This window comes from Xanthocytophaga flava (assembly GCF_030068545.1).
GTDB lineage: Bacteria > Bacteroidota > Bacteroidia > Cytophagales > 172606-1 > Xanthocytophaga > Xanthocytophaga flava.
This window is the reverse complement of sequence record NZ_JASJOR010000023.1, coordinates 127,446-139,680: the sequence shown is the minus strand read 5'-3', so window position 1 is coordinate 139,680 and position 12,235 is coordinate 127,446. Positions and strand designations below refer to the sequence as shown.

Genomic DNA, 12,235 nt, shown 5'->3' with positions numbered 1-12,235 from the left:
TACAGATAAAGCCTTACTTTGATGAACATACTCTATATAAGTAAGTTAGCCATATTCTATCACTCTTGTATTTTGTTGCCAATAAATAAAAAAGTCGGAAGATATTTCTTCCGACCATGACTGGGTTGTATCCACTTTTTTCTTGCTCTAAGAAGAGGCTATTTTTTGTATCAGACTTAAGTGTAAAATTATATTTATTAGTTAGTTCCTGTTTATCATTGTGAAATACAACACTTCCACTTAAGAAAGGAGAGCGCTTTCTCCCAAAATAAAGTAGGTTATCAGCACCACCATTCTGAGACACATATGATTGCAAACCTTGTAAATAGAGTTGATTCAACAATTTGAAAAAGCCAATAAAATTACTCTTACCAGCTCCATTTGCACCAATTAATATATTGATTGGATTAAGCTTGATATCTACCTTCCGGATTGATTTAAAATTTTCTATTTTAATGGTGTGTATCATAACTGACAAATTAGGCAAAACCAACAGAAACAAAAAAGCCCTTCTAAAGTTGAGAAGGGCTTTTTTGTTTTTTCAGATAATTACTTCGCGTAATTTACAGAACGCATCTCCCGAATCACCGTAACTTTAATCTGCCCCGGATATTGCATATCCTTTTCAATCTTCTGGGCTATCTCAAATGACAGGTTATTTGCTTTATCATCTGTCACATTTTCAGCATCTACCATAACACGTAATTCACGACCTGCCTGAATCGCAAAACATTTTTGAACGCCGTCGAAACTCACAGCCAGCTCTTCCAGTTCCTTCAGACGTTTGATATATGATTCCATTACTTCACGACGTGCACCAGGACGAGAACCAGAGATAGCATCACAGGCTTGTATGACAGGTGATATCATAGCAGTCATCTCAATTTCATCGTGGTGAGCACCTATCGCATTACATACATCCGGATGTTCCTTGTATTTCTGAGCCAGTTCCATACCTAAGATAGCATGTGGCAACTCAGGTTCTTCTGGCCATACTTTACCAATATCATGTAGTAATCCGGCACGTTTAGCCATCTTCGCATTTAACCCTAGTTCAGCAGCCATTGTTGCACACAACTTAGCAACCTCACGTGAGTGCTGAAGCAGGTTCTGTCCATAAGAAGAACGGAAACGCATCCGGCCAATCAGCTTAATCAATTCCGGATGTATACCATGAATACCTAAATCTATTACAGTCCGTTCGCCAATTTCAACGATCTCTTCTTCAATACTCTTGGTTGTCTTTGTTACAATCTCCTCAATCCGGGCAGGGTGAATACGTCCATCCTGCACCAAGCGATGCAATGACAGACGAGCAATTTCACGACGCACCGGATCAAAACCAGATATAATGATTGCTTCAGGCGTATCGTCTACAATAATCTCTACTCCGGTAGCAGCTTCCAATGCACGAATATTGCGACCTTCCCGACCAATGATTTTTCCTTTTACATCATCCGACTCAATGTTGAATATGGATACGGCATTCTCTATAGCTTGTTCAGCCGCAGTACGTTGAATAGTTTCTATGACTATCTTCTTGGCTTCTTTTGTAGCAGTCAGCTTAGCCTCCTCCACAATATTTTTCACATACGTAGATGCTTTTGACTCAGCTTCACTTTTCAGTGTTTCAATCAACTGATTTCTGGCATCTTCCGCTTTTAGATTGGCGATTTTCTCCAATTGCTCAATTTGTGATGAACGCATTTTTTCAGCCTCATCACGCTTTTTTGTGGCAACTTCAAGCTGTTCGGCTAAATCTGTTTTTAGCTTATCCAGTTCGTCTTCCTTGCGTTTAGTCTGTTCCAGTGCTTTAGAAACAGCTTGTTCCTTTTGCACCAGATTTTGCTCACGCTGTTTTAGCTTACCTTCATTCGTAATAATAATCTGCTTTTTCTTATTTGATTCCTCTTCAAACTCCGTTCTGAGTTTCAAAAAGTTTTCTTTTGCTTCCAGTATCTTATCCTTCTTGATAGTCTCTGCATGGATTTCCGCCTCCTTTATGATCAGGCGTGCTTTTTCGTCAATCTCTTCTTCACGTCTTTTCAGAGATTTCTTAGCAAAGATCCGAAACAGGACTAACCAAACTATAACCCCGATGACTACCTCAACTACCAATGAGAGAATCAAAAAATTTGTATTAGACATTTTCCTTTTGTCTTTAAGTGAAACGTAGACCACATGTAAAGCACCAACAGGTACACTCTATGTACCCTTATGCTGTCTTTAAATGCAAATGCAGACAAACAGGCAGGAGAGATATGATAGAAGAACTCTATCCGTTATGATGGATGGAGCAAATTTTGTAATGATACAATCTTTTGAGTAACTGTATTCTGTAATGTGTCTTTCTCGGCTTCGAGTTTAAATTTTTCCAACATGGCCACAAAACTTACCATAGAAAGGATGTCTTGCTTGTCAGCCCGCGCCCCATAGTTTTCCCGAAACTCGCGGCAACGTTCATTTAGCTCTTTTCCTACCGCACGATACAATTCTTCTTCAGCAGCAGGAATCCGCAGTGGATATTCTTTATCTAAAATCTTTATCTTAATCGAAATAACCTCATCCATGCTGCGTTACGATTGACTCAGGTACGCAATACATTTATCAATATCTTGTATATAAGCTTCTATTTTTCCCTTCAACTCTGCAGTATCTTTAACATCTGCACCTATTGAATTTACAATTTTAGTAATATTAAATTGTTTTTGAAAATTGTTTTGTAGGGTTTCTTGCTTTTTTTGTAATTTTTTTATTAGATCTGCTTGCTGACGTACGTGTCCCCGCAGTTGTTCACGCTCCTCATCTGCACGTTCTAACTGACGACGCAGATCATTCTTTTCTGCCAGTACCTCCTGCAACCGTTTTTCCAAAAGATCAAACTGTGCAATCAGGTCTTTGAGTTCCATAGGTTACTTACAGTGGAAAGAGTATTGTTTTAGTAATATATAAAATTTTCCGGAAGAATCCTTCTAAAATTGAATTCTCCCGGAATTTTGGTAACTATTTACCTCTGATTTCGGCTCCCAGTTCTTTTTCATACAATTGAATCAACTTCTGCATCGTCTTTTCAATTACTGTATCTGTCAATGTCTGACTCTCATCCTGAAGTGTAAAGCTTACAGAATAGGATTTTTTACCTTCTCCCAGGTTTTGACCTTCGTATATGTCAAAAACATTTACTGCTTTTAGAAGTTTCTTCTCTGTACGTTCTGCCAATGCTTTAATCTCCTTGAATGAAAGAGATTTATCAATTACCAATGACAGGTCACGACGCACCTCTGGAAACTTCGGAATTTCAGCAAATACGACCTTTGGATTGTATTGCTTCAGCAAATATTCCCAGTCAATATCAGCATAAAAGACAGGGACTTTAATATCTGCTGCTTTTGTGACACCCGGCTTCAATAAGCCTAATGATACAATCTCCCGTTTATTGACCTGATAACTCAACCCATAGGAATAAATGGCATTTTCGGTTTCTGCACTGTCAATATTCTTTACCTGCATTCGATGTAGCAGTTGTAATACAACAGCTGCCAGGTCATGAAATGCAACAGGCTGGCTTTTACTAATCCAGCTCTCCGTATGCTGATCACCTGTTATAAATACAGAAAGCCTTTTCTTCTCTATATACTTATCGTCTTTCTTATAGTAGATTTTACCAAACTCGAAGGTTTTCAAATCTTTCTGACGACGGTTAATATTATAAGCCAGCACTTCCAGCCCTGAGAATAACAACGATTGACGCATCACCATCAAATCTTCACTCAGATAATTCAGAATCTCTACATTCTCCCCATTGGCTATAGCAGGAAACTGCTGCACATAGGATGGCTTGGTCAGGGAATTGGTTAGAATCTCATGAAATCCTTTGGATGCCAACAGAGAAGTAATTTTTGCTTGTAAGGTATTTGGATCTGGTTCCGGAAACTGTGCCAGGAAGTCTGTATTCAGATTGTCTGACAGTTCAATATTGTCAATACCATAAATCCGCAGGATCTCCTCTACTATATCGGCTTCCCGTTGTACATCTACACGATAGGGAGGCACAGACACACGGAAACCTTCTTCGTTTTCATCCAGAATCTGAATATCCAGAGATTCAAGTGTCTTCCGGATGTAGGCATTTCCAAGTTCTTTACCAATCAACCGATTGATATTTTTGTACCTAACAGCAAACTCAAAGTTGCCAATCGGTTCAGGATAGAAATCTGTAACAGAGGAAGCAATTTTGCCTCCAGCTACTTCCAGAATCAGCAAAGCTGCACGTTGTAATGTATATAGCTTCAGATTAGGGTCTGTACCACGTTCAAAGCGGAACGAAGCGTCTGTTTTTAACCCATGGCGTTGTCCAGTCTTCCGAATCCAATCAGCAGAAAAATAAGCAACTTCCAGAAATATGTTGGTAGTTGTATCTTTAATCCCGGAATCCAACCCTCCCATTATACCAGCAATGCCAACAGGCTTTTCTGCATCACAAATTATCAGATCTGTTGCCGATAACTTACGTTCTACTTTATCTAATGTTGTAAAAGGAGTTCCTTCTGGTAATGTTTTTACAATGATCTTATTCCCAGCTAATGCCTCTGCATCATAAGCATGCATAGGTTGTCCTAACTCATGACAAATAAAGTTAGTCACATCAACTACATTATTGATTGGGTTCAATCCTATTGCCTCAATTCTCTTGCGTAACCAGTCTGGTGATGGCCCTATCTTAACACCCTCAATAGAAACTCCACAAAAACGAGGACATGCTTCTTTATTTTCAACGACTACCTCAACTAACGTTGTGTCTTTTACATCTGCAAATCCAGACACTTCTGGCATAGTCAGATCTCTATCCAGTAATGCTTTCAAATCACGAGCTACCCCTATATGCGAAGCTGCATCTGCACGGTTAGGTGTCAGGCCAATCTCAAATACATAATCTGGCTCTATATTGAAGTACTTTGCGGCGGGCGTACCATTAGGCAGGTCTGTCTGTAACACCAGTATCCCATCATGTGATGTTCCTATACCTATTTCATCTTCTGCACAAATCATCCCCTCAGAAGGCTGTCCATATACCTTTCTTTTATCAATGGTAAAAACAGGTTTTCCTTCTTTATCGTATAAGGTAGTGCCAATCGTTGCAACAATCACCTTTTGTCCTGCATCTACATTAGCAGCACCACAAACAATAGTTGAAGGAGTGTCTGTACCAATATCTACTGTTGTCAGACTCAATTTTTTGTCCTTTACTTCAAATCGCTCACAGGTTAGCACTTCTCCTACAACAAATCCACGTAATCCGCCTGGAATAGGCTGTATTTCATCAATATGCTCCACCTCCAATCCTGACCGGGTCAGGAGCTTTTCGATTTCTTCAGGTGACTCAGGAAGGTCAATGTATTGCTTAAGCCAGTTAAGGGAAATTTTCATATACGATTTTTTACTAAAATTGAAGCAGCAAAAGTAAAAAAATTATTATGCAGTTCCGATGGAAATTAAAATAGCTGAAATATATACATCTGCCAAACTAAAACCATAGCAAACTATGACAAAATTTATTGACCTCCGAAGTGATACGGTAACACATCCCACAAAAGAAATGCTTGAGGTTATGTTTTCAGCCACAGTTGGCGATGATGTGTATGGTGAAGATCCAACTGTAAATGCATTGGAAGAAAAGGCAGCACAATTGTTTGGTATGGAAGCTGGTTTATTCTGCCCTTCCGGAACAATGACTAATCAAATTGCGATCAAGGTACACACACAGCCTGGAGATGAAGTGATTTGTGATAGACTGTCGCATATTTACAATTATGAAGGTGGCGGTATTGCCTTTAACTCTGGTGCCTCAGTTCGTCTACTCGACGGTCAGAGAGGAATATTTACAGCAGATCAGGTACTCGCTAATATTAATGGAGAGGATATCCACTTACCTCATACAGCATTGGTAGAGATAGAAAATACAGTAAACAAAGGGGGAGGGTGCTATTATACCACAGAACAAATAGCAGCGATACACAATGTTTGTAAACAGTACAAGCTCCCACTTCATATGGATGGAGCAAGACTGTTTAATGCACTGGTTGAAACCAACCAGACAACTAAAGAAATCGGAAGTTATTTTGATACAATTTCCATTTGCCTTTCTAAAGGTTTGGGTACACCTGTTGGATCTGTATTAGTAGGGACAAAAGCACATATAGCAAAAGCAAAACGTATCCGAAAGGTGTTTGGAGGAGCGTGGAGACAAGCTGGTTATCTGGCGGCGGCTGGCATTTATGCTTTAGATAATCATGTAACACGTCTGAAAGAAGATCACCAAAGAGCCAGAGATCTTGAAAGAACCCTAAATGATTTACCTTATGTTACGTCCATACTACCTGTTCAGACTAACATTGTTATTTTCACATTACCTTCTTCAGAAATCACCCAAAAGTTACTTACGTATATAAAGGCCAATGGAATTCTGGCTTCGGCATTTGGCAAGGAACAAATACGTTTTGTGACACATCTTGACTTTAATGACGATATGCTTACAAAAGTTTCTGAAGTATTGCGTAAAGCTACTGTTTAGTATTTTACACATAAAAAAGAAGCCTCATTCTGAAATGAGGCTTCTTTTTAATTATGCTTCGTCTTCCACTATCTCTTTCGCTTCTTTTGCCTCTTCCGGAGTCAAAGGCTCCTCAGCTACATCAGCACCTTCTTTGAATTTCTTCCGAATTTTACCTTCAATCTCTACTGCTAGTTCAGGATTGTCTTCCAGCATCTTTTTCACAGCATCACGGCCTTGTCCGATCTTGCTTCCTTCATAAGAAAACCAAGAACCAGATTTATTGATAATGCTAAGCTCAACACCCAAGTCTATTATCTCACCAATTTTAGAAATTCCTTCACCATACATAATATCAAACTCTACCACTTTGAAAGGAGGTGCCAGTTTATTTTTCACAACCTTCACCTTAGTACGGTTACCAATCACATTATCAGCACCTTCTTTAATCTGTCCGATTCTACGGATATCCATACGAACTGAAGCATAGAATTTCAATGCGTTACCACCAGTAGTTGTTTCCGGACTACCAAACATAACCCCAATCTTATCACGCAACTGGTTAATAAAGATGCAGCAACAATTTGTCTTATTAATAGTACCAGTCAGCTTTCTCAATGCCTGAGACATCAAACGAGCCTGTAAACCCATTTTGCTATCTCCCATTTCACCTTCCAATTCACCTCTGGGCACCAATGCAGCAACAGAGTCAATAACGATGATGTCTATGGCTCCTGAGCTAATCAGGTTCTCGGCAATTTCTAACGCTTGCTCACCATTATCTGGCTGAGCTATATATAGATTACTAACATCAATACCTAGTTTCTCAGCATACACACGATCAAAAGCATGCTCTGCATCGATGAATGCAGCAAGTCCACCAGCTTTCTGAGCCTCAGCAATGCAATGCATTGTCAGGGTTGTTTTCCCTGAAGATTCCGGTCCAAAAATCTCAACAATACGTCCGCGAGGTACTCCACTAATTCCCAAAGCAATATCCAAACCGATAGAGCCTGTAGAAATTGTAGCAATATCCATAATTTTATTCTCACTCAGCTTCATCACCGTACCCTTGCCGTATGCCTTGTCCAACTTCTCAATGGTGGTTTGCAGAGCTTTAAGTTTTGCTAGTTTGTCATCTGCTGACTTATCTGACTTATCTTTTTCTGCCATTTGTATAGGTCTTTTAATCGTGAAAGTTTCTTATTGCGAGTGCAAGTTATGTATTATTTTTAATAATACAAATATCAAGTAAAATAATTTTTTAATTATAAATGATTATTAAACTTTAACATAAAATATACATTTTTGATAATCAGACAATTGTCGCAAATAAAAAAAGAAGGCGTTCTATCTATAAAAACGTTCAGTTGGCGACTATATTTTCCCGTCTCTCAAATAAGAACAACTTTATCATTCAGGCATTCAAAAGTATCTTTTATCTTTAACTCAAAAATAACATCTTTTTAGACTAAAGGCTTCTGAGTTTATATAAATTTTAACAACTGTGAAACGAAAATTAAAAAGAGCAGGTCTTATTCTAGTAGGTATACTTTTAATCCTGGTTGTATGGAATCTACAATTAATCATTTACGGATTAGGACAACTTAAAGGACAATTAACTATTGTCTGGAATGCCCGCCCTATGACTGAAGTAATGCAGGATAAAACGTTTCCTGATTCATTGAAAACAAAACTAGCCCTTATACAGGAGATACGAAGCTTTGCAATAGATTCATTAGGTATTAACGAATCAGATAACTACACCACGTTATTTGACCAGCAGGGTAAGACGCTAATGTGGGTTGTAACAGCCTGTGATCCTTATGAATTAAAGCCTCACCAATGGGAGTACTCGTTCCTGGGGAGTATGCCTTACAAAGGGTTCTTCGATTCATTAAAGGCGGTAAAAGAGGAAAAAATCTGGAAAGAAAAAGGCCTGGATACAGACATTGGTACAGCAGCAGGTTGGAGTACATTGGGATGGTTCAAAGACCCTATTCTGAGTAGCATGCTGTATCGTCAGCCAGGTAGCCTGTCCAATCTGATTATTCATGAACTGACTCATGGTACTCTCTTCGTTAAAGATAATATAGAATATAATGAAAACCTTGCAGACTTTGTAGGAGACGAAGGAGCCAAGCTTTTTCTGATTCATAAATATGGAAAAGAATCTCCTGAGTATACCAAATACACATCCAGAAAAATATATCGTGAAAAACATTACGCTCATATTTTACGAGGAGCTCAACAATTGGATAGTCTTTATAAGACTTTTACCAATAAACTAACAACTCAGCAAAAAGACACATTAAAATTCAGACTTATTCGTCAGATTATTCAGTCAGAAGATACAATAACAGTGAATGGGAAACCCAATCCGTTAGGGTGGGAGGGACCTTTGCCCAATAATACTTTCTTTATGGAATACATTCGATATCGGGCAAAACAGAATCAATTTGAAGAAGAATTTCGTACAAAGTTTAACTCTGACTTTAAGAAGTATTTTGCGTATCTGAAGAAGAAATATCCTAAAGGCGTTCTGTGAAATAAAATAGTTAAGTCAACAGGAAAGATCTTGCAGATAAAGCCTAATTTTGTAAAAACTCGCATTTTATTTCTTCCTGAGTTAAATTCCTTTGCATATCGAAAATTCTCCTTAGCTTTAAGGAGATGGGGGTGAGGTCAATGAATAAAACGTTTCTTGAGCAATCTGCAGAATATATCTTTACTAAATACCATGCTAATCTGGAGCAGGTGGTTGTTGTATTGCCTACTAATCGTGCCTGTTATTTTTTTAAGAGAGCTTTGGCTATGCAAACAGATCAGCCTGTCTGGTCTCCCAACATACAACCCATTGATGACTTTATAGCTCATACAGCAGATGCAGAACTGATTGATCCTATTCAGTTACTATGGTTGCTGTTTGATACCTGCCGAGAAACAGATCCTAAGATTCAATTTGACCGGTTTACTTCCTGGGCCTATACGTTGCTTCAGGACTTTGATCATATTGATCAATACATGATCGAAGCAACACAGCTATTTGAGTATTTATCCGAAGCCAAAACCATTGAACGATGGTTGCCAGATATGCCAGATGGACGAACACCACAGGCATTTACCAATACATTGCCCAATTATTTCAAACTCTGGAATAATCTGCACAACGTCTATCTGCGTCTAAAAGAACGTCTCAGTGAACAAGGGAAAGGGTATAGAGGTATGTTGTATCGTCGCATTGCGGAAAACCTCGACATATTACTGGACAATGAATCTGTCTATAAATATATATTCATAGGGTTTAATGCACTGAGTCAATCAGAACAAAAGATCTTCACAAAATTGGCAAAGAAAGGCAGAGGTGAAATTTTATGGGACACAGATGACTATTACATGGATGCTAATACGAATGTGAAAGCAGGCGATACGTTACGTCATTACCGAAATAGCGGAGAGTTCGGAGAATGGAACTGGCAATCACATGACTTGCTCCATCAGACTAAAAACATTCACATTATTGGTGTACCTAATGTGAGTATTCAGGCAAAAGTTGCTATGCAGATTTACCGCAATCAGCTACTGGAAAACCAGACTGTAAAATCCAATGGACAGATCCAGCTGGATTTTACAGATATAGAAGAAGAATCAACGTCAGCCATGACAGCAATTGTATTGCCAGATGAAAATCTGTTAATGCCATTGTTAAATACTCTCCCAGCAGAAATCAAGGATTTTAATGTGACAATGGGGTTATCGCTGAAAAACTCCGGTTTGTATACATTAGTTGAGGCACTATTTGAACTGCATCACTTAACCTATCTTGAAAAACGTGACGGACAGAAGACAGTAAAACTTAGTCACAGATACATAAGCAAAGTATTAACTCATCCCTTCATACGACAGTATGATTATCTGTTGCAACGTCAGAGAAATGCCGATGGCACTGAACACACTAGTTATGTCCATACAATTCTATATCAAATCTCTTTTCATAATAAAGTCTTCTTTACAGCAGACGAACTCTTTGTGCTGTCAGAAAATCATCCATTCTTCCTTACGTTGTTTACACCCTGGAATGGAGAGTCTCAACAGGCACTTAAATGTTTTTACGAGCTAATTGAACACTTGCGTCAGGTATACCAGGACCGAAAAGATGCACTTGAAATTGAATATCTGTATCTGTTCCGTCAGATGGTCCAGCGTCTGGACGATATTATGAAAGATCGTGCGGCTCGTCCTAATGCAGAAAAGCTTACTTTACGCTCATTCAGGTTATTTCTTAATGAGTTATTTCGTCAAACCAAGATCCCATTTAGTGGTGAACCGGTCAGCGATTTGCAAATTATGGGGATGCTGGAAACCCGTACACTGGACTTTGATACAGTTATTTTGTTGTCTGCCAATGAGAATACACTTCCTCAAGGTAAAAAACAACAATCGCTAATTCCCTTTGATGCCAGTACTCAATTTGGGCTTCCTACGTATCGTACTCAGGAGGCGGTTATGAGCTATCATTTTTACCGGTTATTACAACGTTCTGACACAATTTACCTATTGTACACGCAACCTTCAGATTCCAATAAAAATGAGAAGAGCCGTTTTATACAACAGATAGAAAGTGAACTAGTGCGTTATAATCCCAATATCACACTTCACTATCCTACTGTCAGAGTTGTGGAAAACGAACTCAGTGATGTATTGCTCAATTATGAAGTACAAAAATCAGAGCCAATACTCACCAAGATTCGTGAAAGGCTGGGTGAAGGATTATATCCCTCGCATGTCAATACCTTCATTGAATGCTCATTGAAATATTATTTTGCACACGTACTCAAGCTACACCTGGAAGAAGAAGTTGGAGAGACACTTGATGCAGGAAAGTTTGGAGATCTCGTACATAAAACACTGGAAAGCCTGGATCGCGAAATGTCAGAAAGACAAACTGCTATTCAGAAAGAAGACCTGGAGATCCTGTTTCCACAATTAGAAGCACGTGTGCGACATGAATTCGAAAATGCTTACCCAGATTATAGTATTGAAAGTGGTTACAACCATGTGATGTACAAAGTTGCGGTTCGTCTGATTCAAAACTTCTTGCAACAACAAGTAGAAGAAAACGTTTTTCCTGTAGAAATTCTGGGATTGGAAAAAGAAATGACTGCTGATTTGCAAACTTTTGTACATGGTGATCCTGTATACGTAAAGCTTACGGGTAAAATTGACCGTATTGACAAAACAGGTAACCAGGTCAGGATCATTGATTATAAAACAGGAAAAGTAGAGAAAAAGCACCTGAAAACAAATGGTTCAGAACAGGAAGAATTGCTCCTACAGGACAGCGAAGCAGGTAAAGTTCGTCAGCTATGGCTCTACAAATACATTGTTGCGAAGAAGGTAGCCCAGGATAAAGGTCTTCAATTAGCGGATCGTCATATTCCCCTAGAGCAAAGTCAGCTCGTTGCAGGTATTTATTCTTTTAGAAACCTGAAAGATGGCCTACTGGAAGATCACCTGCAAATGGGAGAAGGAACACCAGAATCTTTTGTTAAGCATTCGGAAGAATATCTAACAAAACTCCTGTTTAAGCTTCTCGATCCCGCCCAGCCGTTTGAACGGACTTCTAATGTCAAACTATGTACTATGTGTACATTTAAAAAGATCTGTAACCGATAAAAAAAGCCT

The 12,235-nt window shown here is 38.8% G+C and carries 9 protein-coding genes; 3 read left to right on the top strand and 6 right to left on the bottom strand.

All coding sequences use genetic code 11. The features are described 5' to 3' along the window. Positions 1-13: 13 nt before the first annotated feature. From QNI15_RS27780 to pheT, 5 genes are all read right to left on the bottom strand, one after another. Positions 14-469, bottom strand: a complete 456-nt coding sequence (locus QNI15_RS27780) for an AAA family ATPase (protein WP_314034885.1) — start codon at positions 467-469, stop codon at positions 14-16. Positions 470-549: 80 nt separating this feature from the next. Further along, positions 550-2,148, bottom strand: a complete 1,599-nt coding sequence (rny, locus tag QNI15_RS27775) for a ribonuclease Y (RefSeq protein ID WP_313980839.1) — start codon at positions 2,146-2,148, stop codon at positions 550-552. A 134-nt stretch (positions 2,149-2,282) separates the two neighbouring features. After that, positions 2,283-2,570, bottom strand: coding sequence for a cell division protein ZapA (locus QNI15_RS27770; protein ID WP_313980841.1), 288 nt, complete (start codon positions 2,568-2,570; stop codon positions 2,283-2,285). A 6-nt stretch (positions 2,571-2,576) separates the two neighbouring features. Continuing rightward, positions 2,577-2,909 carry a hypothetical protein gene (locus QNI15_RS27765; protein ID WP_313980844.1) on the bottom strand — a complete coding sequence of 111 codons (333 nt, stop codon included), beginning with the start codon at positions 2,907-2,909 and terminating at the stop codon, positions 2,577-2,579. A gap of 94 nt (positions 2,910-3,003) precedes the next feature. Next, positions 3,004-5,427, bottom strand: a complete 2,424-nt coding sequence (gene pheT, locus QNI15_RS27760) for a phenylalanine--tRNA ligase subunit beta (protein WP_314034883.1) — start codon at positions 5,425-5,427, stop codon at positions 3,004-3,006. A gap of 115 nt (positions 5,428-5,542) precedes the next feature. Between pheT and QNI15_RS27755 the strand changes: the two genes are divergently transcribed. After that, on the top strand, positions 5,543-6,571 hold the full coding sequence (locus QNI15_RS27755) for a threonine aldolase family protein (protein WP_314034882.1): 1,029 nt from the start codon (positions 5,543-5,545) through the stop codon (positions 6,569-6,571). A 51-nt stretch (positions 6,572-6,622) separates the two neighbouring features. On the opposite strand, the gene recA is transcribed toward QNI15_RS27755, so the two are convergent. Beyond that, a complete protein-coding gene (gene recA / locus QNI15_RS27750) occupies positions 6,623-7,723 on the bottom strand; it encodes a recombinase RecA (protein WP_313991596.1) in 1,101 nt (366 codons plus the stop codon). Positions 7,724-8,057: 334 nt separating this feature from the next. Between recA and QNI15_RS27745 the strand changes: the two genes are divergently transcribed. Then, positions 8,058-9,098 (top strand): aminopeptidase, encoded by a 1,041-nt coding sequence (locus QNI15_RS27745; protein ID WP_314034881.1) that lies wholly within the window; start codon positions 8,058-8,060, stop codon positions 9,096-9,098. 140 nt (positions 9,099-9,238) lie between these two features. Continuing rightward, a complete protein-coding gene (locus QNI15_RS27740) occupies positions 9,239-12,226 on the top strand; it encodes a PD-(D/E)XK nuclease family protein (protein WP_314034879.1) in 2,988 nt (995 codons plus the stop codon). Positions 12,227-12,235 lie beyond the last annotated feature (9 nt).

What these genes read in the sequence shown, in the direction of transcription:
- QNI15_RS27780 (WP_314034885.1), bottom strand. Translation starts at nt 469, where the DNA reads ATGATACACACCATTAAAATAGAAAATTTTAAATCAATCCGGAAGGTA.
- rny (WP_313980839.1), bottom strand. Translation starts at nt 2,148, where the DNA reads ATGTCTAATACAAATTTTTTGATTCTCTCATTGGTAGTTGAGGTAGTC.
- QNI15_RS27770 (WP_313980841.1), bottom strand. Translation starts at nt 2,570, where the DNA reads ATGGATGAGGTTATTTCGATTAAGATAAAGATTTTAGATAAAGAATAT.
- QNI15_RS27765 (WP_313980844.1), bottom strand. Translation starts at nt 2,909, where the DNA reads ATGGAACTCAAAGACCTGATTGCACAGTTTGATCTTTTGGAAAAACGG.
- pheT (WP_314034883.1), bottom strand. Translation starts at nt 5,427, where the DNA reads ATGAAAATTTCCCTTAACTGGCTTAAGCAATACATTGACCTTCCTGAG.
- QNI15_RS27755 (WP_314034882.1), top strand. Translation starts at nt 5,543, where the DNA reads ATGACAAAATTTATTGACCTCCGAAGTGATACGGTAACACATCCCACA.
- recA (WP_313991596.1), bottom strand. Translation starts at nt 7,723, where the DNA reads ATGGCAGAAAAAGATAAGTCAGATAAGTCAGCAGATGACAAACTAGCA.
- QNI15_RS27740 (WP_314034879.1), top strand. Translation starts at nt 9,239, where the DNA reads ATGAATAAAACGTTTCTTGAGCAATCTGCAGAATATATCTTTACTAAA.